This is a genomic window from Mesorhizobium sp. M5C.F.Ca.ET.164.01.1.1, from assembly GCF_004792125.1.
GTDB lineage: Bacteria > Pseudomonadota > Alphaproteobacteria > Rhizobiales > Rhizobiaceae > Mesorhizobium > Mesorhizobium wenxiniae.
Window position 1 is genome coordinate 508,949 of the sequence record NZ_SRTG01000001.1, and the last position, 21,829, is coordinate 530,777.

Annotated in this window: 22 protein-coding genes; 9 read left to right on the top strand and 13 right to left on the bottom strand. The window is 64.0% G+C overall.

Annotation, left to right across the window (positions count from 1 at the left end; genetic code table 11):
- Nucleotides 1–133 precede the first annotated feature (133 nt).
- Nucleotides 134–343: a hypothetical protein gene (locus tag EN807_RS02350; protein WP_135933735.1), complete on the top strand. Its 210-nt coding sequence runs from the start codon at nucleotides 134–136 to the stop codon at nucleotides 341–343.
- Between the two features lie 6 nt (nucleotides 344–349).
- Here the strand turns inward: EN807_RS02350 and EN807_RS02355 are convergent, their stop codons facing one another.
- Nucleotides 350–1,330: a GlxA family transcriptional regulator gene (locus tag EN807_RS02355; RefSeq protein WP_135933736.1), complete on the bottom strand. Its 981-nt coding sequence runs from the start codon at nucleotides 1,328–1,330 to the stop codon at nucleotides 350–352.
- 110 nt (nucleotides 1,331–1,440) lie between these two features.
- On the opposite strand from EN807_RS02355, the gene EN807_RS02360 reads away from it, so the two are divergent.
- Genes EN807_RS02360 through EN807_RS02390 form a run of 7 tightly spaced genes read left to right on the top strand, consistent with a single transcriptional unit; the run spans nucleotide 1,441 to nucleotide 9,093 of the window.
- Complete coding sequence (locus EN807_RS02360) at nucleotides 1,441–2,352, top strand: 3-keto-5-aminohexanoate cleavage protein (protein WP_135933737.1); 912 nt, start codon at nucleotides 1,441–1,443, stop codon at nucleotides 2,350–2,352.
- A gap of 28 nt (nucleotides 2,353–2,380) precedes the next feature.
- Nucleotides 2,381–3,010, top strand: a complete 630-nt coding sequence (locus EN807_RS02365) for an HD domain-containing protein (protein ID WP_135933738.1) — start codon at nucleotides 2,381–2,383, stop codon at nucleotides 3,008–3,010.
- Complete coding sequence (locus tag EN807_RS02370; RefSeq protein WP_135933739.1) at nucleotides 3,007–4,080, top strand: 3-hydroxyacyl-CoA dehydrogenase NAD-binding domain-containing protein; 1,074 nt, start codon at nucleotides 3,007–3,009, stop codon at nucleotides 4,078–4,080. The genes EN807_RS02365 and EN807_RS02370 overlap by 4 nt, the downstream gene beginning before the upstream one ends.
- A gap of 4 nt (nucleotides 4,081–4,084) precedes the next feature.
- Entirely contained in the window at nucleotides 4,085–5,248 is a 1,164-nt protein-coding gene (locus tag EN807_RS02375; RefSeq protein ID WP_135933740.1) for an acyl-CoA dehydrogenase, read from the top strand.
- 3 nt (nucleotides 5,249–5,251) lie between these two features.
- Nucleotides 5,252–7,330, top strand: a complete 2,079-nt coding sequence (locus EN807_RS02380; RefSeq protein WP_135933741.1) for an acetate--CoA ligase family protein — start codon at nucleotides 5,252–5,254, stop codon at nucleotides 7,328–7,330.
- Nucleotides 7,323–8,105, top strand: a complete 783-nt coding sequence (locus EN807_RS02385; protein ID WP_135933742.1) for a carnitinyl-CoA dehydratase — start codon at nucleotides 7,323–7,325, stop codon at nucleotides 8,103–8,105. Before EN807_RS02380 ends, EN807_RS02385 begins: the two co-directional genes overlap by 8 nt.
- Before the next feature lie 46 nt (nucleotides 8,106–8,151).
- Complete coding sequence (locus tag EN807_RS02390; protein WP_135933743.1) at nucleotides 8,152–9,093, top strand: alpha/beta hydrolase; 942 nt, start codon at nucleotides 8,152–8,154, stop codon at nucleotides 9,091–9,093.
- 301 nt (nucleotides 9,094–9,394) lie between these two features.
- Here EN807_RS02390 and EN807_RS02400 read toward each other — a convergent pair whose 3' ends face one another.
- The 5 genes from EN807_RS02400 to EN807_RS02420 form a co-directional block, all read right to left on the bottom strand.
- Nucleotides 9,395–11,053 (bottom strand): FAD-binding dehydrogenase, encoded by a 1,659-nt coding sequence (locus EN807_RS02400; protein ID WP_135933744.1) that lies wholly within the window; start codon nucleotides 11,051–11,053, stop codon nucleotides 9,395–9,397.
- A 40-nt stretch (nucleotides 11,054–11,093) separates the two neighbouring features.
- Entirely contained in the window at nucleotides 11,094–12,080 is a 987-nt protein-coding gene (locus EN807_RS02405) for a Gfo/Idh/MocA family oxidoreductase (RefSeq protein WP_135933745.1), read from the bottom strand.
- A 147-nt stretch (nucleotides 12,081–12,227) separates the two neighbouring features.
- A complete protein-coding gene (locus tag EN807_RS02410; protein ID WP_135933746.1) occupies nucleotides 12,228–12,803 on the bottom strand; it encodes a YceI family protein in 576 nt (191 codons plus the stop codon).
- Between the two features lie 69 nt (nucleotides 12,804–12,872).
- On the bottom strand, nucleotides 12,873–13,451 hold the full coding sequence (locus EN807_RS02415; protein WP_135933747.1) for a cytochrome b: 579 nt from the start codon (nucleotides 13,449–13,451) through the stop codon (nucleotides 12,873–12,875).
- Nucleotides 13,452–13,497: 46 nt separating this feature from the next.
- The gene (locus EN807_RS02420) at nucleotides 13,498–14,388 is read right to left on the bottom strand and encodes a LysR family transcriptional regulator (protein ID WP_135933748.1); all 891 of its coding nucleotides are present in this window, start codon (nucleotides 14,386–14,388) and stop codon (nucleotides 13,498–13,500) included.
- A 96-nt stretch (nucleotides 14,389–14,484) separates the two neighbouring features.
- Here EN807_RS02420 and EN807_RS02425 point away from each other — a divergent pair, with 96 nt between their 5' ends.
- Nucleotides 14,485–15,480, top strand: a complete 996-nt coding sequence (locus EN807_RS02425) for an aldo/keto reductase (protein ID WP_065009193.1) — start codon at nucleotides 14,485–14,487, stop codon at nucleotides 15,478–15,480.
- 64 nt (nucleotides 15,481–15,544) lie between these two features.
- Here EN807_RS02425 and pheT read toward each other — a convergent pair whose 3' ends face one another.
- From pheT to EN807_RS02460, 7 genes are all read right to left on the bottom strand, one after another.
- Complete coding sequence (gene pheT / locus EN807_RS02430) at nucleotides 15,545–17,953, bottom strand: phenylalanine--tRNA ligase subunit beta (protein ID WP_135933749.1); 2,409 nt, start codon at nucleotides 17,951–17,953, stop codon at nucleotides 15,545–15,547.
- The gene (locus EN807_RS02435) at nucleotides 17,950–18,375 is read right to left on the bottom strand and encodes a GFA family protein (RefSeq protein WP_135933750.1); all 426 of its coding nucleotides are present in this window, start codon (nucleotides 18,373–18,375) and stop codon (nucleotides 17,950–17,952) included. The genes pheT and EN807_RS02435 overlap by 4 nt, the downstream gene beginning before the upstream one ends.
- Nucleotides 18,372–19,457, bottom strand: a complete 1,086-nt coding sequence (gene pheS / locus EN807_RS02440) for a phenylalanine--tRNA ligase subunit alpha (protein ID WP_135933751.1) — start codon at nucleotides 19,455–19,457, stop codon at nucleotides 18,372–18,374. Before pheS ends, EN807_RS02435 begins: the two co-directional genes overlap by 4 nt.
- Before the next feature lie 95 nt (nucleotides 19,458–19,552).
- Nucleotides 19,553–19,954 (bottom strand): 50S ribosomal protein L20, encoded by a 402-nt coding sequence (rplT, locus tag EN807_RS02445; RefSeq protein ID WP_006201247.1) that lies wholly within the window; start codon nucleotides 19,952–19,954, stop codon nucleotides 19,553–19,555.
- 38 nt (nucleotides 19,955–19,992) lie between these two features.
- Nucleotides 19,993–20,196, bottom strand: coding sequence for a 50S ribosomal protein L35 (gene rpmI, locus EN807_RS02450; RefSeq protein WP_135933752.1), 204 nt, complete (start codon nucleotides 20,194–20,196; stop codon nucleotides 19,993–19,995).
- A 160-nt stretch (nucleotides 20,197–20,356) separates the two neighbouring features.
- Complete coding sequence (locus tag EN807_RS02455; protein ID WP_135933753.1) at nucleotides 20,357–21,013, bottom strand: isoprenylcysteine carboxylmethyltransferase family protein; 657 nt, start codon at nucleotides 21,011–21,013, stop codon at nucleotides 20,357–20,359.
- A gap of 145 nt (nucleotides 21,014–21,158) precedes the next feature.
- Nucleotides 21,159–21,803 (bottom strand): isoprenylcysteine carboxylmethyltransferase family protein, encoded by a 645-nt coding sequence (locus EN807_RS02460; RefSeq protein ID WP_135933754.1) that lies wholly within the window; start codon nucleotides 21,801–21,803, stop codon nucleotides 21,159–21,161.
- Nucleotides 21,804–21,829 lie beyond the last annotated feature (26 nt).

Genomic DNA, 21,829 nt, shown 5'->3' on the forward strand with positions numbered 1-21,829 from the left:
GCGAGGGCGGAACCGACGACAAGGTTTTGCCTCGCACCGCCCCTCAATCGCCTCGCTCTTGCCTTCAAACAGCCGTCACGAATCTCGTATAGTGTGGTTTGTGGCGGGAACGGAAAGAAGGAGGCGAAACGATATGCAGCACGAACGCGAAATCGACGCCCTGCTCTCATCTGGCGAGGCCGGATCGATTATCGACCGGCTGATGGCGCTGCCGCATCCGAAGCACGGTGCGCGCAGTGCAAACGAATGGGATCGCGCGGTCGCCAGCCGCTTTGAGACCCATCTTGCGAGACAGATGCGCTCGCGCATCGACGGCAAAAGCGACCGCCAGGACGCTGCCTAATCCCGACTATCCCCTACGCAGCCTGACCGGCGCTTCGCCGAAAGCTCTTGAAAACGCCCTGGAAAATGCCGCGGCGGACGAGAACCCTGTCCGCCCGGCAATATCGGCCATGGCCACGCGCGTGTCGACCACCAGCCGGCGCGCGGCACCCAGCCGCAGCCTGAGATAATAGGCGCCCGGCGTCTCGCCGATCGACTTGCGAAAGATGCTTTCCAGCGTTCTTGCCGTCACCCCGGCGCGCTTTGCCACAGCAGCGATGGTCAAGGGTTGGTCGACATGGGCTTCCATCAGCCGGATGGCTTGCGCCAGCCGCGGATCGTAGCCGTCGAGGCGGCCGAGCGAGACCAGCGGCTGCGCGTCGGTCGCGGCGCGCGCCTGGTCGTAGATGAAGACACTTGCCACATCGAGCGCGACGGCCATACCGAGCCGCGTGCGGATCAGATGCAGCATCAGGTCGAAGGTCGGCGAAGCACCGCCCGAGGTGAAGACCGGCCCGTCGATGACGTAGCGGTCGGGGCGGACATCGACGCCGGGAAAGGCCGACGAGAAATCTTCCATGTCCTCCCAATGCGTGGTGGCGCTGCGCCCTTCCAGCAGGCCGGCGCGGGCGACCAGCCAGGTGCCGGCTTCGACACCGCCGCAGGCGCGTGCGGCGCGCGCCGCCCGGCGCAGGCCGGCAAGCAGGGCCGACGTGGCATAGTTCTGCGTGCCGAAACCGGCAACGACGACGAGCACATCGGTCGTGTCCGCCGCATCGAAGCGGCCGCTGACCGCAACCGGCAGGCCGCACGTGGTGACCGGCGCTTCGCCGGTCACCGAAACCAGCCTGAAATCGAACAGCGTCTCGCCGGCAATACGGTTGGCGGCGCGCAGCGGATCGACCGCCGATGCCACGCACATGATCGACGACCCGGAAAATATCAGAAGCGTTACCTTGAGCGGCGAGCGTTCGGCGCGAAAGATCGAAGGCTTTTCGTTTTTCATCATGCGATCTTCGTAAAACGCAAAACAGTTTCCGGCAAGTCAGGCATTGTTGCCGTCTGTTCGATCAGGCCCATGTTTGATTGGGCCGTCTGTGCTGGTTGGGAGGAAAGTCCATGCCGCTAACGATGAACCGTGAGGTTTTCATTACCTGTGCCGTGACCGGGTCCGGCAGCTCGCAGGAGCGTAGTCCGCATGTGCCGCGTTCGCCCAAGCAGATTGCCGATTCGGCCATCGATGCGGCAAAGGCGGGTGCGGCGATCGTCCACTGCCATGTGCGCGACCCCGAAACCGGCAAGCCACGGCGCGACGTGCAGCTCTATCGCGAAGTAACCGAGCGCATCCGTGCTGCAGAGGTCGACGTGGTGCTGAACCTGACCGCCGGCATGGGCGGCGACATGGTGTTCGGTTCGCCGGAAAATCCGCTGCCGCTCAACGAGAAAGGCACCGATATGGGCGGCGCGACCAACCGCGTGGAACATGTGCGCCAGTGCCTGCCGGAAATCTGCACGCTCGACTGCGGGACGATGAACTTCGCCGAAGCCGACTATGTCATGACCAACACGCCCGGCATGCTGCGCGCCATGGGCGGCATGATGACGGCGCTCGGCGTCAAGCCGGAGATCGAGGCCTTCGACACCGGGCATCTCTGGTTTGCCAAGCAGCTTGTCGAGGAAAAGGTGCTGGATCCGGATGCTCTCGTGCAATTGTGCATGGGCGTGCCATGGGGCGCGCCGGATGATCTCAACACCTTCATGGCGATGGTGAACAATGTGCCGTCGAGCTGGAATTGGTCGGCGTTTTCCATCGGCCGCAACCAGATGGCCTATGCCGCCGCCGCGGTGCTGGCCGGCGGCAATGTCCGCGTCGGGCTCGAGGACAATCTCTGGCTCGACAAGGGCGTGCTGGCGACCAACGCGCAGCTGGTCGAGCGGGCGGTCAGCATCGTGTCGAACATGGGCGCAAGGGTCATCGGCCCGGACGAGGTGCGCAAGAAGCTCAATCTGACGAAGCGCGCGCCGCTTTGAAAAGGGAATCGGTAGGGAGGAGCCGCCGATGAAGACCGTGAAATTCACCGCCATGAAGGACGGCGACCGCGACGATTACGCCTTCCTCACCGAGCACGAGATCGACTATGCGGCGAAGACCGGCGAACGGCTGCTTGATGCGCTTGTCCAGCTCGACGAGGGCCTGTCCGGCTACAAGATCACCCGGCTCGGCCATTCGCTGCAGGCGGCGACGCGCGCATGGCGCGACGGCGCCGACACCGACTGGATCGCCTGCGCGCTGCTGCACGACATCGGCGACATCTACGCACCCTACAATCACGACGAATATGCAGCTTCGATCCTAAAACCTTTCGTGCGCGAGCAGTGCACCTGGGTGGTGGAAAAGCACGGTGACTTCCAGCGCCTCTATTACGCCCACCATCTCGGCGGCAATCCCCATGCGCGCGACCGTTTCGCAGGCCATCACTATTTCGACGATTGCGACCAGTTCTGCGAGCGCTGGGATCAGTCGAGCTTCGATCCGGATTACGACACGTTCCCGACCGATTTCTTCCGGCCCTTCGTGCTCGAAGTGTTTGCGCGCAGGGCCTATGACCCCACCGTGATCCGCGCCGGCGAGCGCGTGCCTCTCATCGACCTGGAAATAGCCAGGACAAGAACCGGAGCCTCCGCATGAGCATCATCACCAAGGCGGCTGCCATCGGCGGCGGCGTCATCGGCGCCGGCTGGGTGGCGCGGCTGCTCTTGAACGGCATCGACGTGTCGATTTTCGATCCCGACCCCGAAGCCGCGCGCAAGGTCGGCGAAGTGATGAAAGGCGCGCGCCGCGCCTACAAGCAGATGCTGCCCGACGGCCTCCCAAAAGAGGGCAAACTGACCTTTGCCAAGACCATCGCCGATGCCGTCGCCGATGCCGATTTCATCCAGGAAAGCGTACCGGAACGGCTCGACCTGAAACACCGCGTGCTGGCCGAGATCGACCTTTATGCGCCGGCCAACGCCATCGTCGGCTCCTCGACCTCCGGCATCAAGCCGACCGACATGCAGGTGGCGATGAAGAAGCATCCGGAGCGGCTGGTCGTCGGCCATCCGTTCAACCCGGTCTACCTCCTGCCGCTGGTCGAGATCGTCGGCGGCGAACAGACCTTTCCCGAGGCGATCGAAGTCGCCAAGGAGATGTACGCCTCGATCGGCATGAAGCCGGTGGTGATCCGCAAGGAGATCGAGGCGTTTGTCGGCGACCGCCTGCTGGAGGCGGCATGGCGCGAGGCGCTGTGGCTGATCAAGGACGGCATCTGCACGGTCGAGGAACTCGACGACATCATGCGCTATGGCTTCGGCCTGCGCTGGGCGCAGATGGGCATGTTCCAGGTCTACCGCGTCGCCGGCGGCGAAGCCGGCATGCGCCACTTCATGGCGCAGTTCGGACCGTGCCTGAAATGGCCATGGACCAAGCTGATGGATGTGCCGGAGTTCAACGACGAACTGGTCGACCTCATCGCCACCCAGTCGGACGACCAGGCGCATGGCCTGTCGATCCGTGAGCTCGAAAATATCCGCGACGACAATCTGGTCGCGATCATGGAGGCGCTGTCGAAACAGAACAAGGGCAAGGGCTGGGGCGCCGGCGCCTTGCACAAGGACTATACCAAGCAGCTCGCCAAGCTTGCGGCGAAGAAGCCCACCGCTTCCAAGGCGGCCGAAAAAGCCAAGGCTGAAAAGCCGAAGAAAAAGAAGAAAGGCTAATACTATGGAATTTGGCCTCTCCGAAGAACAGAAACTGATCGTCGAGACCACGCGCGCCTTCGTCGAGAATGAACTCTACCCGCATGAGCGCGAAGTCGAGCGCACCGGCGTGCTGCGCCGTGAGCTGATCGAGGAGATCAAGGCCAAGGCAATCGAAGCCGGGCTCTATGCCGCCAACATGCCAACGGAAGTCGGCGGCGCCGGGCTCGACACGGTGACCTGGCTGCTTTACGAAAAAGAGCTCGGCCGCGCCAATTACGCGCTGCACTGGACCTGCGTGGCGCGGCCTTCCAACATCCTTCTGGCCGGCACGCCGGAGCAGCGCGAGAAATACCTTTATCCCTGCATTCGCGGCGAGAAATGGGACTGCCTGGCGATGACCGAGCCGGGTGCCGGCTCCGACCTGCGCGGCATGAAGGCGACCGCCGTTCAGGACGGCGACGACTGGGTGCTGAACGGCACCAAGCATTTCATCAGCCATGCCGACCTTGCCGACTTTGCCATCGTCTTCATGGCCTCGGGCGAAGAGGAGACGCCGCGCGGCAAGCGCAAGAAGATCACCGCCTTTTTCGTCGACAAGGGCACCAAGGGCTTTTCGGTGCGCGACGGCTATCGCAATGTCTCGCATCGCGGCTACACCAACGCCATCCTCGAATTCGACGATTGCCGGCTGCCCGGCGCCCAAGTTCTCGGCGAGGTCCACAAGGGTTTCGACGTCGCCAATTCGTGGCTTGGCGCAACCCGCCTGCAGGTCGGCGCCACCTGTCTCGGCCGGGCCGAGCGGGCGCTTGGCCATGCCGTCGAATACGCCGCGCAGCGCCAGCAATTCGGCCAGCAGATCGGCAAGTTCCAGGGCGTATCGTTCAAGCTCGCCGACATGGCGACCGAACTGAAGGCGGCCGACCTGATGGTGTTCGAAGCCGGCTGGAAGTACGATCAGGGCACCGTCACTGATCAGGACATGGCCATGGCCAAGCTGAAGGCCACCGAAATGCTCGCCTTCGTCGCCGATGAAGCAATCCAGATCCATGGCGGCATGGGGCTGATGGACGACCTGCCGCTGGAGCGCATCTGGCGCGACGCCCGCGTCGAGCGCATCTGGGAAGGCACTTCGGAAATCCAGCGCCACATTATCTCGCGGGCGCTGCTGCGCCCGTTCGGGGGCTGATCGATGCACAAACTTGAGCGCCTTTTGCGCCCGCGAACGATTGCCGTCTTCGGCGGCGCGCAGGCTGCCGCCGTCGTCGCGCAGTCGATCAAGATGGGCTTTGCCGGCGAGATCTGGCCGGTGCACCCGACCAAGGAGAAGGTCGCCGGCCGCAAGGCCTATCGCTCGGTGGCCGACCTGCCTGCAGCGCCGGACGCTGCCTTTGTCGGCGTCAACCGGCATTTGACCATCGAAGTGGTCAAGGCGTTGGCCGAGCGCGGTGCCGGCGGCGCCGTTTGCTTTGCCGCCGGTTTTCTCGAGACCGAGGCCTATGACGAGGACGGCGAGCGGCTGCAGGCCGAACTGGTCGCAGCGGCCGGCCAGATGCCGATCATCGGGCCGAACTGCTACGGCCTGATCAATTATGCCGACGGCGCGCTTTTATGGCCCGACCAGCATGGCGGTATCAGGCTGGCCGAGGGTGGCCGCGGGGTCGCCATCATCACCCAATCGTCGAACATCGCCATCAACATGACTATGCAGAAGCGCGGCCTGCCGATCGCCTTTCTGATGACCGCCGGCAACCAGGCACAGACCGGCCTTTCCGAAATGGCGCTCGGCCTGATCGAGGACGATCGCGTCACTTCGCTCGGCCTGCATATCGAGGCCTTCGATTCAGTAGCCGGCTTCGAAAGGCTGGCCGCGCGGGCGCGAGAGCTGAAGAAACCGATCATCGCCATGAAGGTCGGCCGCTCCGAGCAGGCGCGGCAAGCGACCGTCTCGCATACCGCGTCGCTGGCCGGCTCGGACGCTGCCTCGGGCGCCTTCCTAAAGCGGCTCGGCATCGCCCGCGTCGATTCCATCCCTGCCTTCATCGAGGCGCTCAAGCTCCTGCACGTCACCGGCCCCCTGCCCGGCTATCGGCTGTCGTCGATGAGCTGTTCGGGTGGCGAAGCGTCTGTCATGGCCGACAGCGCAGAAGGCCGCTGGGTGAATTTCCCGGCGCTGACCGACACGCATCGCGCCCACGTCAAATCGACGCTCGGGCCGCTGGTTGCGGTGGCCAACCCGCTCGACTACCACACCTTCATCTGGAACAACGAGCCGGCGATGACCGCCACCTTCACCGCCATGGTGTCGGGCGGCTTCGACCTCAACATGCTGGTGCTCGATTTCCCGCGCCCCGACCGCTGCTCCGATACCGACTGGTGGACGACGCTGCGCGCCTTCGAGTCGGCGCTGAAGACCAACAAGGCGCAGGGCGCGATCGTCTCCTCGCTGCCGGAGAACCTGCCCGAGGAATACACCGCCGGGCTGATGGCACGCGGCATGGTGCCGTTGTTCGGCATTTCCGAGGCAATGGACGCCGCCCACGCGGCCGCCTTCATCGGCTGGGCCTGGCGCGAGCCGCAGGCGCAGCCGATCGACACCTCCGCGTCAGGTGCGCTGGCCAGCGACCATGTCACGCCTGATGAGGCCGAGGCGAAAGCGCGGCTGATCGAGGCCGGGCTTCCCGTGCCCAGGGGCGAGTGCGCCGGCAATGCGGTCGAAGCGGTGATCTCCTCGATGGCGCTCGGTTTTCCGGTTGCGCTGAAGGCTTTGGGCGTCACCCATAAATCCGAGCTTGGCGCGGTGCGGCTTAACCTCAGGGATGCCGAATCCGTCAGCACGGCCGCCCATGATCTCGACGCACTCGGCACCGGCCTCTATGTCGAGCGCATGGTGCGCGACGGCGTCGCCGAACTGCTCGTCGGCTTCACCCGCGACCCGATGTTCGGCGCGGTTATGACGCTCGGCACCGGTGGTGTGCTCGTCGAACTGCTGCGCGACAGCGTCACGCTGATGCTGCCGGCGACACGCGACGACATCGAGGCGGCATTGCGCGGGCTCAAATTGTTCCCGCTGCTCGAAGGCTATCGCGGCCGGCCCAAGGCCGATGTCGCGGCCGCGATCGATGCGATATCAGGCATCGCCGCCTTCGTGCAGGAAAATGCCGGCGAGATCGAGGAACTCGACATCAATCCGCTGATCGTCTGCGCGCAAGGCAAAGGCGCCTGGATCGCCGACGCGCTGCTGGTGCTTGGAGAGAAAAAGAATGTCTGACGTCATCACCACCCGCCGCGAGGGCACCATCCTCGAAGTCACGCTCGACCGGCCCAAGGCCAATGCCATCGACCTGAAGACCTCGCGCCTGATGGGCGAAACGTTCAAGGCGTTCCGCGACGATCCGGGTCTGCGGGTCGCCATTATCAAGACCGCCGGCGACAAGTTCTTCTGCGTCGGCTGGGACCTGAAGGCCGCGGTCGGCGGCGATGCGGTCGACGGCGACTATGGCGTTGGCGGGTTCGGCGGGCTGCAGGAATTGCGCGACCTCAACAAGCCGGTCATCGCCTGCGTCAACGGCATGGCGGTCGGCGGCGGTTTCGAGCTGGCGCTATCCTGCGACCTCATCTACGCGTCGGATCATTCCTCCTTTGCGCTGCCCGAAATCCGTGCCGGCACTTTGGCCGACGCAGCGACGATCAAGCTGCCGAAGCGCATTCCCTATCACGTCGCCATGGATCTTTTGCTCACCGGCCGCTGGATGGATGTCGCCGAGGCGCATGGCTGGGGCCTGGTCAATGAGGTGCTGCCCAAGGACAGGCTGGAGGACCGGGTTTGGGAGGTCGCCCGGCTGCTGGCCAGCGGGCCGCCGCTGGTCTTTGCCGCGATCAAGGAGACGGCGCGGGTCGCCGAATCGCTCACCTTCCAGGACGCGATGAACCGGGTGACGCGCCGCCAATTGCCGGCGGTTGACGCACTGTACGGCTCGGAGGACAATCTCGAGGGTTTTCGCGCATTTGCCGAAAAGCGCGACCCGGTGTGGAAGGGGAAGTAGTGGCTCCACTTTTACGCTCTCCTCGATGGAGAGGTACGGAGTTCCCATGACCGACTACAAAAAGCTGATCGACGCCGAAACCTGGGCCTTCATCGAGCGGACCAATTCCTATTATCCGCCAGACACGATCGACTACACGATCGACCATCAACGCGACATCTACGACCGCATGTGCCGGGAGTTCTCTGCCGGCCATCCGCAAGGGGTTACGGCGGAGACCACCGCCATTGTCACGCCCTCGCATCCGATCCCGATCCGCATCTATCGCACCCCGGCGCCGGAAGCGGCGGCGATGGTGCTTTATTTCCACGGCGGCGGTTTTATTCTCGGCGGGCTCGACAGCCATGACGATATCTGCGCCGAGCTTTGCGGCCGCACCGGGTATGAAGTGGTTTCGGTCGACTACCGGCTGGCGCCGGAACATCTTCATCCGGCCGCCTTCGACGATGCCATCAGCGCCTTCGAATGGGCGGCGACGATTTACAAGCGTCCGATCCTGCTTTGCGGCGACAGCGCCGGCGGCAATCTCGCCGCTGCGGTCAGCCACGCAACACGCGGCCATGCGCGAAGGCCGATCGGCCAGGTACTGATCTATCCCGGCCTTGGCGGCGACCGCTCGCAAGGCTCTTACGTGACCCATGCCGAGGCGCCGATGCTGACGGTGCGCGACCTCGATTTCTACACGAATATCAGGACCGGCGGCGAAGACCGCACCGGCGATCTCACGCTGTCGCCGCTGGCCGACGCCGATTTTGCCAATCTGCCGCCGACCGTGCTGATCACCGCGCAATGCGACCCGCTGTCGTCGGACGGCGAGGCCTATCGCGATCGCATCGTCGCGGCGGAGGGATACGCCTTCTGGTTGGAGGAGCCGGGTCTGGTGCATGGCTATCTCAGAGCCAGGCATACGGTCGGCCGCGCCCGCTCGAGCTTTACCCGGATCGTCGACGCCGTGGCGGTTCTGGGCCGGGGTGAATGGATCTGGTGAGAGATAGCCGCCATTGTAGCCGGGACCACGGCTGGCGCGGCGTTCCTCTCAGGAAGATCGCTCAGGGCTTATTGCCGATCCTGGCGCTGCCCCTCATCGCCCTGCCGGGCACTTCTCCCCGTATAGCGACGGGGAGAAGGGGGTGGCCGCAATCTTGGCGCACATTCTACAATGTTGGATATTGGCGAAACCTCTGATGAGAGCGCCCCTCTCCCCGTCACTATACGGGGAGAGGATGCCGGCAGGCAGGTGAGGGGCAGCGCCGACGTCCAGAATTGCTCAGAAGCGATTGCTCTGCCTCTCACCCTACCCCGCGTGACGCGGCGCGGCCGGCGCTGCGGCTGGAAAAAATGCAGCCGCCGAGAAACGTGCCTTCCAGCGCGGCATAGCCGTGCATGCCGCCGCCGCCGAAACCGGCGGCTTCGCCGACGGCATACAGTCCTTCAACCGGATGGCCCTCGGCGTCCAGCACGCGGCTGTCGAGATCGGTCTGCAAGCCGCCCAGCGTTTTGCGGGTCAGGATATTGAGCCTGACTGCGATCAGCGGGCCATTGGCAGGATCGAGCATCTTGTGCGGCTTGGCCGTGCGGATCAGCCGGTCGCCCAGATAGGCGCGGGCGCCGCGCAAGGCGGTGATCTGCATGTCCTTGGAGAACGGATTGTCGAGCTGCCGGTCGCGGGCGCGGATTTCGCGCTCGACCTGCGCCAGCTCAAGCAGCGGCTCGCCGCCGACAAGTGCGTTCATGCGGGCGACCAATGCCGGCAAATCAGGCTCGACGATGAAATCCTCGCCCTTTTCCATGAACGCCCTCACCGGACCAGGAACGCCTGACGTGGCGCGGCCGAGTACCTGGCGCCAGCTTTTTCCGGTGAGATCGGGATTCTGCTCGGAGCCCGACAGCGCGAACTCCTTCTGGATGATTTTTCGGGTCAGGATGAACCAGGAATAGTCGAAGCCGGTGCTCATGATGTGGCTGAGCGTGCCCAGCGTGTCGAAGCCGGGATAGAGCGGCACCGGCAGGCGCTTGCCGCGGGCGTCGAGCCACAGCGACGATGGGCCGGGCAGGATGCGGATTGCATGGTCGGTCCAGAGTGGCGCCCAGTTCCTGACGCCTTCGACATAGTGCCACATGCGGTCGCGGTTGATGATGCTGCCGCCGGCCGCCTCGGTGATCGCCAGCATGCGGCCGTCCACATGGTCGGGAACGCCGGAGATCATGCGCCTGGGCGGCGCGCCGAGCCGCTGCGGCCAGTTTTTCCGGACAAGCTCGGGATTGCCGCCGATGCCGCCGGAAGCGACGATGACCGCTTGCGCCTTGAGCTCGAAATCGCCAGCGATATCGCGTGAGCTCTTGCGGCCGCGCTCGACATCGCTCGGCACCAGAATGTCGCCGCGCACGCCGTTTACGACAGCGCCTGTCCGCATCAGTTCGTCGACCCGGTGGCGGAACTTGAAGCGGATCAGCCCGCTTTTCTCGGCCTCGCGCACGCGCTGAACGAACGGGTCGAGCACGCCGGGTCCAGTGCCCCAGGTGACATGGAAGCGCGGCACCGAATTGCCGTGGCCGACGGCATTGCCGCCGCCGCGCTCGGCCCAGCCGACCACCGGAAAGAACTTTATGCCGCGCTGCATGAGCCATGAACGCTTCTCGCCAGCGGCGAAGCCGACATAGGCTTCGGCCCAGCGGCGCGGCCAGAGATCTTCCGGGCGGTCGAAGGCGGCGGTGCCCAGCCAGTCCTCGAGCGCCAGATCATGCGAATCGCGGATGCGCATGCGCCGCTGTTCGGGCGAATCGACGAGGAAGATGCCGCCAAGCGACCAGAACGCCTGGCCGCCGAGCGACTGTTCCGGCTCCTGGTCGACGATGATGGTCTTCTTGCCGGCCTCGGCCAGTTCCGCCGCGGCGACGAGGCCGGCGAGGCCAGCGCCGACAATGATCACATCGGCATCGTCAGCCATTCCCTCCTCCCCCGGCTCTCCTCCCGGCTTTGACGGATCGTCAGACCGTCTCCCAGCCTTCCTTCTCGCCGGCGCGGAAGATGGCGTCGATGACCTTCTGGTTGAGCACCGACTCTTCCAGCGTAAAGACGCGGTCGGTGCCGCCCTGTGCCGCCCGCGCGAAGGCCTCGACCTCCAGCCGGTATTGCTGCATGCCGGGGAAGCGGAACACTTGCGCCTCGCTGTGGTTCTGGTTGTGCAGCTCGATGCGATGATGGTCGTAGATCCCGGCGTTGAACGGCGAAAGCACCTCGATGAAGCCCTTCTCGCCGTGGAACACCATCACCTGCCGCGCCGCCATCTGCGTCGACAGGTAGAACGACAGTTCGAAGTCGCCGAAATCGGCGCGGATCGAAGAGTAGATGTCGGTGCCGAACGTCTTGTCGCGCTCGATCGTCGCCTGGACGCGCAGCGGCTCCTTGCCCGTCGAAAAACGCGTCGATACCGTCGGGTAAACGCCGATGTCGGGCAGCGCGCCGCCGCCGAGATCGAGCTGGTTGCGCATGTTCTTTGGATCGACATTGTAGTAGGAGAACGCGCCCTGCACATGGCGCAGCCGGCCGATGGCGCCGTTGGCGATCAGCTCGCGCACCTTGATCCATTGCAGGTGGTAGACGACCATGAAGGCTTCGCAGACGAGCACGTTCTTGGCGTCGCGCAGCTTGATCAGCGGCGGAATGTCCTTGGCATCGAGGGCCAGCGGCTTTTCGACCAGAACATGCTTGCCGGCCTCGATCGCCTTGGCGGTCCATTCGACATGCTGCGCGGTCGGCAGCGGGATGTAGACGCCGTCGACGTCCTTGGATGCGAGCAGCTCGTCATAGGAACCGAAGGCATGGGGCGCACCGAAACGATCGCCCAGGGCACGGGCCCTCGAAATGTCGCGGCTGGCGATCGCGGACAGCACGCCGTTCTCCGCCTCGACTATTGCGGGCAAAAGATGCTCGCGGCCGATCTTGGCCGTCGACAAAACACCCCATCGGAACATCAGGCTTCTCCATCTTTAATGCAGACGTCGAGCTTTGCCTGAAATCGGCGGAAAAGCCAATGCGAAGCATGGCAGGGAGCAAGGCGATCGTCTGCGGCTTGTTCGGGTGCCGGCGCTGCCCTCCGCAGAGCTTGGGTCCTGCAAAGGCTATCCCCTTCTACCTGTAAGCGTCATGTCGAAGTCGACAACGTTCGAATAGATCGGCGTGCCGACATCCATGCCGTAGCGTGACCGCAGCACCTGGCCGGTGACATGGAATCTGATCGTGCCTGCCTTGAGGCCGGCGAGCTCGGCGGTGAACTTTTCCGGAAAAGTCTTGCCGCGCGCCGTCAGCCGGCCGGTGACAAGGGCTGACGTGTCGCCGGTGCGTTTCACGCTGATCGAGCGGAACTGGATTTCCGGGTTGTTAGCTGCGTCGAATACCGCGTCGGAGCGAAGGAAGGCGTCGACGCGGCGCTGGCCGGTGCCGACGCTTTCGGGAAAGATCGTGATATTGACCTGGGAGCGCCCGATATTGCTGTTGTCGATGCGGATGCTGCCCTTGAAGCGGGCGAAGGCGCCGGCGAGCCCGCCGCCGCCGGCCTTGCCTACGGAGAAACGGATGCTGGAACCGGCCGGGCTGATCGTGTAGCTGCCGGCAGCGTCGCTGAGCGCCACCGCCGCGAAAACAGGCAGGGCAAGGCAAGCGGCGACCGCCGCAAATCCGAAGATGCGCGCAACCATGGGCGTGATCCTTTTTTGGAGGCAACGCTTTTTAGCGCCCTCGCCCCACCAACGAATGAGCCGCCCACTCTATTCCGCGTTGTGATCCGACGAAGGCGTGATCATGCGCGTCAGCACCGTGTCCTTCAGCCAAAAATGATGGCGCAGCGCCGCGGCGAAATGCAGGGCGACAAGTCCGATGCCGGCATAGGCGAGATACCAATGCGCCGACGTCCAGAAGCTTTCCGCCGGGTCCGATTCCGCGAGTGGCAGGTCCGGCATGACGAACAGGTTGAACGGCACGCTCGGGATCTCCAGCATCGACACCGACACCAGCGCCCAGCCGGACAGGGGCAGCGCGAGCTGAAACGCGTAGAGCGCGAAGTGGACGAGCGCCGCCGTCCGGCGCTCAAAGCGCCCGACCGAGCGCGGCAGCGCCGGCACCGCATTGCCGAGCCGCCAGGCGATGCGCAGGATCACCAGGCCGAGCAGCAGAAAGCCCAGGGATTTGTGCAGCTGGATCAGCTCGAAGGCGGTGCGCTGGCTAGATACCCGCACCATGACGACGCCGAGCACGAACTGGCCGATGAAGAGCGCCGCGATCAGCCAGTGAAGGACGATTGCCGCCCAGCCATAGCGGGTGGTGTCGTTTGTGATCAATACGGGCATGGCCAGCAAACGCCGGCGGCCCCGGCTTTCTTCCACTGCCAACAGTCTATCCCGCCGTCTTGAAGAAATCGACAAACGCCCTGAGCGACGGCCGCATCTGGCGGCGGCTCGGATAGTAGACGAAGAAACCGTCGAAGGGCGGGCACCAGTCCTCCAGCACGCGAATGAGCTTGCCGTCGGCAATGCCATCGCGAACATAATCCTCGAACACGAAGGCAAGGCCGGCGCCGTCGATCGCCGCATTGGCGATCAGATGGTCCTCGTCGAGAATCAGCGGCCCTTGCACCGCCAGCTCGATCTCCTCGCCGTCCTTCTCGAATTCCCAGCGGTAGAGGATGCCGCTGGAGAAGCGGAAGCGGAGGCAGCGGTGACCGGCAAGATCGTACGGATGGCGCGGCCTGGGCATGGTCGCGAAATAGGATGGCGCGCCGACGACGGCGCCGCGAAGGTTGGGCCCGATGCGCACCGCGATCATGTCGCGCTGCAGGCTCTCGCCGAGCCGCACACCGGCATCGAAGCCGCCCTCGACCACATCGGTGAAGCGATCCTCGATGACGATCTCCAGCACGATGTCGGGATAGGCCGATGTAAAGGCACCGAGCCGCGGCGTCAGCGCCAGGTGGGCAGCGGTGCGCGGCACAGTCAGCCTTAGATTGCCAGCCGGCCGGTCGCGCGCCTCGACCGCCGATTCCAGCGCGAGATCGATTTCCGACAGCGCCGGCCTCAACCGCTCGAGCAGCTGCGCGCCTGCCTCGGTCGGGGCGACGCTGCGCGTGCTGCGCGCCAGCAGCCGGACGCCGAGGCGCGCTTCCAGGCTGGAAACCGTATGGCTGACTGCGGAGGGCGCAATGGCCAGTTCCCTGGCCGCGCCACGAAAGCTGCCGCACTGGGCGACGGTTGCCAACACTGCAAGCTGTGAGAGGTGAGTTCGGTTCATTGATCTGTTTTTTAGAACAGCCCGTGCGAATGAGAGCTGATTATCGAACGCGATGCAAGACGCTATTTCCGTCGCATCACAACAAGGAGACGCGTAATGCAAACCCGCCAGCTTGGAAATGAACTTGATGTCTATCCGGTCGGCCTCGGCTGCATGGGGATGAGCTTCGTCTATGGCGGCCAGGCGGAGGCCGACGCGATCGCCACGCTGCGCCGCGCCGTCGAGATTGGCGTCAATTTCTTTGACACGGCCGAAGTCTATGGCCCCTACGAGAACGAGATCCTGCTGGGAAAGGCGTTGAAGCCGGTGCGCGATCAGGTGACGATCGCGACAAAATTCGGCTTCAAGATCCTGGAAGAAGGCAATGGCGTCGAGCGCATGGCAGGCGTTGACAGCCGCCCCGAACACGTCAAGGCGGTCGCCGAAGCCTCATTGAAGCGGCTGGGCACCGAGGTGATCGACCTGTACTACCAGCATCGCGTCGATCCCAATGTGCCGATCGAGGATACGGTCGGCGCCATGGCCGAGCTGGTGCGCGAGGGCAAGGTGCGCGCGCTCGGCCTGTCGGAAGCGAGTGCGGCGACCATTCGCCGGGCGCATGCCGTGCATCCGATATCAGCCGTGCAGAGCGAATATTCGCTGTGGAGCCGCGATCCGGAAGAAGAGGTGTTTGCCGTCTGCCGTGAACTCGACATCGGCTTTGTTCCCTACAGCCCGCTCGGTCGCGGCCTGCTGACCGGGACGATCGCCAAGCCAGAGGCTCTCGGCGCCGGCGATTGGCGCCTCACTCTGCCGCGCTTCCAGGCCGACGCCATGGCAGCCAATGCGGCTGTTATCGCCACGCTGGAGACGATGGCGGCCCAGAAGGGCGTGACGTCGGCGCAGCTGGCGCTCGCCTGGGTGCTGCATCAGGGCGATTTCATCGTGCCGATCCCCGGCGCTCGCAAGATCCGCCATCTGGAGCAGAACGCGGCAGCGGCACAGATCGCGCTGAGCCAAGCCGAGGTGGCGGCCATCGGCGACGCGCTGTCGCCGGAGAAGGTCACCGGCAAGCGCTACACCGAAGAGATGCTGGCGCTGGTCAACGGATAGACAGCGGCTGGATGAAAATTCGAAGGGGCGCTCCGGCGCCCCTTTCTTTGTTTCCAATCCAAATTTATGCCCGCAGCACGCCGCCGGTCTGCTTGTGCACATTCTCGACGATGCGCTTTGCCAGCGCTTCGAAATCCTCATCGGTCAGCGTTTTTTCGATCGGCTGGATTGACACTTCGATGGCGATCGATTTCTTGGCCGCGCCGAGCGACGCACCTTCAAAAACGTCGAAGACCGAGACGTTGGTGATCAGCTTCTTATCGGCGGCAAGGGCGGCACGGGTCAGCGTGCCGGCTTCGACAGCCTTATCGACGACAAAGGCGAAATCGCGCTTGACCGCCTGGAAGGCGGACAGTTCCAGTCTCGGCTTTGTCCGCGTCGGCCTGGCCTTCGGCTCGGGCACGGCGTCCACGAAAACTTCGAAGCCGCAAAGCGGGCCGGAAACGTCAAGCCCCTCCAGCGTCTTCGGGTGGAATTCACCGAACGTGCCCAAAATGACTTTCGGTCCGAGCTTGATCGTGCCGGAACGGCCTGGGTGATACCAGGCCGGCCCGCCGGCCTCGATCTGCAGCCGTTCGACCGGCGCGCCGCAGGCTTCGAGCGCTGCGATCGCGTCGGCCTTGGCGTCGAACACGCCGACGGAACCGGCATTGCCGGCCCAGTGGCGGCCTGAACCATCGAGCTTGGCCGTGCCGCGCCGCACGCCGGCGGCGACGCGCCGCTGCTGGTCGGCCGCATCACCCTCATAGGTGCCCGACACCTCGAACAGCGCGACATCGCCGATGCCCTTGTCGGCATTGCGCTGCGCGGCGGCGATCAGGCCCGGCAGCAGCGACGGCCGCATGTCGGACATGTCGGCGGCGATCGGATTGGCGAGCTTCAGTGCGGTCTGGTCGCCGCCGAACAGTTCGGCATGTTTTGCCGGAATGAACGACCAGGTGACGGCTTCCATCATGCCGCGCACGGCCAGCGCCCGCTTGGCTGCACGGGTGCGGACCTGCAGCACAGTCAGGATTTTTGCGTTAACGGCATCATGCGCGCCGAGCGGCTGCGGGGCGATGTTGTCGACGCCATGGATGCGCATGACTTCCTCGACCAAGTCGGCCTTGCCGTCGACATCCGGCCGCCAGGATGGCACGGCGACATTGATGACATCACCCACGCCTTCCGGTTTGAAGCCGAGGCGCGAAAGGATGGCGAGACTCCCGTCCCTGGGCACCTCGATGCCGGTCAGCCGCTTCACTTCCGACAACGGGAAGGAAACGATCTTCTCGACATGGCCGGCATAGCCGACGACTTCGGTTTCGGTCGGCGTCCCGCCGCAGAAATCCAGCACCAGCTTGGTGGCCAGTTCCACCCCGGGCACCATGAATTCAGGGTCGACGCCGCGCTCGAACCGGTAACGCGCATCGCTGATGATGCCTAGCGTCCTGCCGGTGCGCGCCGTGGTGATCGGATCCCATAGTGCGGATTCGATCAGCACGTCGGTGGTGTTCTCGTCGCAGCCGGAATGCTCGCCGCCCATGATGCCGGCGATCGATTCGACGCCGTCCTCGTCTGCTATGACGCACATGTCAGGCGTCAGCGTGTATTCGCGGCCGTCGAGCGCCAGCACCTTTTCACCGTCACGCGCCCGGCGCACGGTAAGATTGCCGGCGACCTTGTTGGCGTCGAACACATGCAGCGGCCGGCCGCGGTCGAAGGTGACGTAGTTGGTGATGTCGACCAGCGCGCTGATCGGTCTCAGCCCAATGGCGATCAGCCGCTGCTGCAGCCATTTCGGCGACGGGCCGTTTTTCACGCCGCGCACCAGCCTGAGCGCGAAGCCCGGGCAGAGCTCCGGTGCTTCGATCTTCACCTTGACCGGGCACATGCCGTCGCCGGCATGCGGCTTGATCGCGCCGCCGACGAGGCGGCCGAGTCCGCTCGCCGCCAGATCGCGGGCGATGCCATAGACGCTGGTCGCGTCCGGACGGTTCGGCGTCAAATTGATCTCTATGACCGGATCGTCGAGATGCGCGTAGGCGGCGTAGCTGGTGCCGACAGGCGCATCGGCGGGCAGGTCGATGATGCCGTCATGCTCTTCGGAAAGCTCCAGCTCGCGCTCGGAGCACATCATGCCATGACTTTCGACACCCCTGATCTTGCCGACCGCCAGCGTCACGTCGATCCCGGGAATATACGTGCCGGGTGCTGCAAAGGCGCCGATCAGGCCAGCGCGGGCGTTGGGCGCACCGCAGACGACCTGCACCGGGGCCTTGCCGTCGCCGGTGTCGACCGTCAGCACGCGCAGCCGGTCGGCGTCGGGATGCTGCACCGCCGTCAGCACCTTGGCGATGACGAACGGCTTCAGGCTCGACCTGTCGTCGACATGCTCGACTTCGAGACCGATCGAGGTCAACCGCTCGACGATCTCGGCCAGCGAGGCGTCGGTCTCGAGATGATCCTTGAGCCAGGAGAGGGTGAGTTTCATGACTGTGTTCCGTCTGATGGTCTGGGCACGCTGGTCTTCAAATGGCGCGGCAAGTCGTCCGGCATGTGCAGGAAGGGCAGTTGCTCGCGCACATGGGCATGGTGCGTCGGTTTGAAATAGGCCGGCATGTCCATGGCGCCGAGCACGAAATAGATATGGTCGGCCAGCCGCTCGTCGACATAGGCGATCGGCGAGCCGTAGACGCCGCAAAAGGAGCGCGTCACCGACCCGTTCTCGAACATCTTCAGCGCCTTGCCCGTGAAGGCGACCTGCTCGGTCATGAAGCCGACGAAAGCCGATACCGGCGCGCCGCTGGCCCGCCGGCAATCGCCGCAATGGCAATAGCTGACATGGTGCGGTTCGGCCGAAGCCTCGAACCGCACGGCGCCGCAACGGCAGCCGCCGGTGTGGGCCGCCGTCATGCGCTCAAGCCCCCGAATAGCGTCGGCATGTCGAGCGGCCGGAAGCCGTAATGCGACAGCCAGCGCACATCGGCGTCGAAGAAGGCGCGCAGGTCCGGCATGCCGTATTTCAGCATGGCGATGCGGTCGATGCCCATGCCCCAGGCAAAGCCCTGATACTCGTCGGGATCGAGCCCGCCGTAGCGGAGCACGTTGGGGTGGACCATGCCGCAGCCGAGGATCTCCATCCAGTCGGAGCCTTCGCCGAAGCGCACCTCGCCCGGCCGCGAACGGTCGCACTGGATGTCCACCTCCATGCTGGGTTCGGTGAACGGGAAGAAGGACGGCCGGAAGCGCATCTTGACCTGCGGTACCTCGAAGAAGGCCTTGCAGAACTCCTCCAGCACCCATTTCATGTTGGCGACATTGGCCGTCTTGTCGATCACCAGTCCCTCGACCTGATGGAACATCGGCGAATGGGTGGCATCGGAGTCCTGCCGGTAGGTTTTTCCGGGGATGACGATGCGGATCGGAGGCTTCTGCACCTCCATGGTGCGGATCTGCACCGGAGAGGTGTGGGTGCGCAAAAGCTTGCGCTCGCCCTTCTCGTCCGGCTGGAAGAAGAAGGTGTCGTGCATCTCGCGCGCCGGATGGCCTTCCGGGAAATTCAGCGCGGTGAAATTGTAATAGTCGGTCTCGATATCGGGACCTTCGGCGATGGCAAAGCCGAGGTCGCCGAAGATCGCGGCAATCTCGTCGCTGACCTGACTGATCGGATGGATGCGACCGCGCTCGGCCGGCGATTGCCGCACAGGCAATGTGACGTCGACCTTTTCCGCCGCGAGCCGTGCCGCGATCGCCACGTCCTTCAGCTCGGCGCGGCGCGCGGTAAGCGCCTCGGTGATGCGGTTCTTGAGGCCGTTGATAGCCGGGCCTTTTATCTGGCGCTCTTCTGCGCTCATCGAGCCGAGCGTCTTCAGCATGTCTGAGACCGAGCCCTTCTTGCCGAGCGCTGCAACGCGAACTGCTTCGATCGCGGCCTCGTCGGCGGCCGACGCGATGTCGGTCATCAGGGAATTTTCGAGGGTTTCCATGTCACTCATGTTTCAGGCCCGATTGGAGGCAAAGAAAAACCCGCGCCAGCCCTGCCAGCGCGGGTTTCCCAAATCAAGTGTCGAAGTGCTTGGGAAGGCGCTGGTTAGGCTACAGCGCTTTCAAAAGCGTTCGGCGTGGTGTTCTTGAGGTATTCGAGCGCGACCTTGGCCTTGGCCACAAGTGCGGCAAATGCCTGCGGCTCGTGGATGGCCATGTCCGACAGGATCTTGCGATCGATCTCGATGCCGGCCTTGTTGAGACCGTCGATAAAGCGGCCATAGGTCAGGCCATGCTCGTGGGTCGCGGCATTGATGCGCTGGATCCAGAGAGCGCGGAACGAACGCTTGCGGTTCTTGCGGTCGCGGTAGGCGTACTGCAGCGACTTTTCCACCGCCTGCTTGGCGATGCGAATCGTGTTCTTGCGGCGGCCATAAAAACCCTTGGCGGCTTTCAGGACCTTCTTGTGCTTGGCGTGCGAAGTGACGCCTCTTTTTACGCGTGCCATGTCATGATCTCCTTAAAACGTTGTCCAGACCGAATGCCCTAGAGGCCGTTCGGCAGAAAATTCTTGACGACCTTCTTGCCATCCGGTTCAGCCAGAACCATCGTGCCGCGGGCATTTCGAATGAACTTGTTGGAACGCTTGATCATGCCGTGACGCTTGCCGGCCGCAGCCGACAGGACTTTACCCGTACCTGTGATCTTGAACCGCTTCTTAGCGGCTGACTTGGTCTTCATCTTGGGCATTTTGCTACTCCGTTTATGTGCGCATCATCGCGCTTTTTGTTCGCTTCAGGCCGACCAAAGCCCGAAAAGCAAATGAAACCGCCACGGCATGCCCTGCCGGGCGGTTTTTGGGAACGGCGGTGCTATACGTCAAAGCGGGCCGGCGCGCAACACCCTGTGCCTATGGGAAACGGAACAGCACCGGCAGTATGCCCGATTGCTGGGCGCCGTCGATCGATTCGAAAAACGGCAGGGCAACGAGGAATACCAGTCCGTCCAGCAGCGTCGTCCGCAGCAGGCGCGGCTTGAAGCTGCCGGTGTCGCCTTCCTGATACAGCGAAAGTTTCGGGAAGAAGCGCGGCACCCGCGCCATATACGCCTGGAATGGAGTACCGAAGGCTTCCTTCAGGAACTTCTCTTCGCGCCCGATGACGACATGAAAGGCGGCGGCGCAAATCACCGCGAAGCCGATCGCCGCAGTGATCGAGCCCATCTGCGCGCCGACGCCGGCGGCAGCTATCGAGGAGAAGACATAGAGCGGATTGCGGGTGATCGAATAGGGTCCGCCGGTAACCACCTCGGAGGATTTGCGTCCGCCGATATAGAGCGTTGACCACAAGCGCCCGACAATGCCGAGAAAGATCAGCAGGACGCCGACCATTTCGATCGTTTCGTGCGGCACGCTTTCGGGAGGAAAAGCAGACTGGCCAAACAGCAGCGCTGCGAACATGACGACCACGAGGGCGGCAAGCACCATCCTGCGTGCGTGCTGATACCTGCCCAGCGCACGCTTGGCCTGCGCTTGTTCGGCCCGCGCCGATTTAACTTCATTAAGCATGTCGGGAATCCGATCGTCGAGGAACTTCGCCAGCGATCGCAGCGTCTGGCCAAGAAAACAGGCGCGCCGCCGATCGCCGGGACGCCTTTGCAGGATGATTCAGGCGTATTTAATGCATGTCGCTTCTTTTGCTGGCATCCGCAACTCAATACAGCCAGAAGAGGACGGGAATTACACCGCTTTCCTGTCCGGACTCGATGAGTTCGAAAAACGGTATGGAAGCCAGGAACATCAAGCCGTCGCGCAGCGTGTGATTGAAGATGCGTGGTGGGAAGGTGACCTCAGGCTGATCGCGATAAAGCCGGGGATTGGGAAAAAACCGCGGCACCCGTGCGATGTAGTCCTTGTACGGCGCCCCGAGCACAGTCGTCAAATGCCGTTCCTCGCGCAGCGTGACGATGTAGAACGCGGCCCCGCACAAAACCGCCGACGCCACCGAGACGATCACGCTGCCGGTCTGGGCGCCGATGCCGGCGGCCGCTACGGTGGAGAAGAAATACAGCGGGTTGCGCATCACCGAATATGGGCCGGTGGCAACCACTTCGGCCGACTTGCGGCCGCCGATATAGAGGATCGACCAGAGCCGCCCGCCGATCCCGATCAATATCAGGGCGATCCCGTACTGCCCCTCTATGCGTTCGTGGCCTAGTTCATCGTGCGTGGAGCCGCCGAAGATCAGCAAAGCGCAAAAAGCACCGATCAGCAGCGCCAGCAGGACGCGCCGGCGCCGCTGATAGCGGCCCATTTCGTCGAACGACTGTTCAATCGGAGAACGTGCCGCAGCGGCCATGGGACAAACCTTTCGCCGCGAGGACC

Bases quoted from the DNA above. Each gene is read 5' to 3' on its own strand.
- EN807_RS02350 (WP_135933735.1), top strand. From the start codon at position 134: ATGCAGCACGAACGCGAAATCGACGCCCTGCTCTCATCTGGCGAGGCC.
- EN807_RS02355 (WP_135933736.1), bottom strand. From the start codon at position 1,330: ATGATGAAAAACGAAAAGCCTTCGATCTTTCGCGCCGAACGCTCGCCG.
- EN807_RS02360 (WP_135933737.1), top strand. From the start codon at position 1,441: ATGCCGCTAACGATGAACCGTGAGGTTTTCATTACCTGTGCCGTGACC.
- EN807_RS02365 (WP_135933738.1), top strand. From the start codon at position 2,381: ATGAAGACCGTGAAATTCACCGCCATGAAGGACGGCGACCGCGACGAT.
- EN807_RS02370 (WP_135933739.1), top strand. From the start codon at position 3,007: ATGAGCATCATCACCAAGGCGGCTGCCATCGGCGGCGGCGTCATCGGC.
- EN807_RS02375 (WP_135933740.1), top strand. From the start codon at position 4,085: ATGGAATTTGGCCTCTCCGAAGAACAGAAACTGATCGTCGAGACCACG.
- EN807_RS02380 (WP_135933741.1), top strand. From the start codon at position 5,252: ATGCACAAACTTGAGCGCCTTTTGCGCCCGCGAACGATTGCCGTCTTC.
- EN807_RS02385 (WP_135933742.1), top strand. From the start codon at position 7,323: ATGTCTGACGTCATCACCACCCGCCGCGAGGGCACCATCCTCGAAGTC.
- EN807_RS02390 (WP_135933743.1), top strand. From the start codon at position 8,152: ATGACCGACTACAAAAAGCTGATCGACGCCGAAACCTGGGCCTTCATC.
- EN807_RS02400 (WP_135933744.1), bottom strand. From the start codon at position 11,053: ATGGCTGACGATGCCGATGTGATCATTGTCGGCGCTGGCCTCGCCGGC.
- EN807_RS02405 (WP_135933745.1), bottom strand. From the start codon at position 12,080: ATGTTCCGATGGGGTGTTTTGTCGACGGCCAAGATCGGCCGCGAGCAT.
- EN807_RS02410 (WP_135933746.1), bottom strand. From the start codon at position 12,803: ATGGTTGCGCGCATCTTCGGATTTGCGGCGGTCGCCGCTTGCCTTGCC.
- EN807_RS02415 (WP_135933747.1), bottom strand. From the start codon at position 13,451: ATGCCCGTATTGATCACAAACGACACCACCCGCTATGGCTGGGCGGCA.
- EN807_RS02420 (WP_135933748.1), bottom strand. From the start codon at position 14,388: ATGAACCGAACTCACCTCTCACAGCTTGCAGTGTTGGCAACCGTCGCC.
- EN807_RS02425 (WP_065009193.1), top strand. From the start codon at position 14,485: ATGCAAACCCGCCAGCTTGGAAATGAACTTGATGTCTATCCGGTCGGC.
- pheT (WP_135933749.1), bottom strand. From the start codon at position 17,953: ATGAAACTCACCCTCTCCTGGCTCAAGGATCATCTCGAGACCGACGCC.
- EN807_RS02435 (WP_135933750.1), bottom strand. From the start codon at position 18,375: ATGACGGCGGCCCACACCGGCGGCTGCCGTTGCGGCGCCGTGCGGTTC.
- pheS (WP_135933751.1), bottom strand. From the start codon at position 19,457: ATGAGTGACATGGAAACCCTCGAAAATTCCCTGATGACCGACATCGCG.
- rplT (WP_006201247.1), bottom strand. From the start codon at position 19,954: ATGGCACGCGTAAAAAGAGGCGTCACTTCGCACGCCAAGCACAAGAAG.
- rpmI (WP_135933752.1), bottom strand. From the start codon at position 20,196: ATGCCCAAGATGAAGACCAAGTCAGCCGCTAAGAAGCGGTTCAAGATC.
- EN807_RS02455 (WP_135933753.1), bottom strand. From the start codon at position 21,013: ATGCTTAATGAAGTTAAATCGGCGCGGGCCGAACAAGCGCAGGCCAAG.
- EN807_RS02460 (WP_135933754.1), bottom strand. From the start codon at position 21,803: ATGGCCGCTGCGGCACGTTCTCCGATTGAACAGTCGTTCGACGAAATG.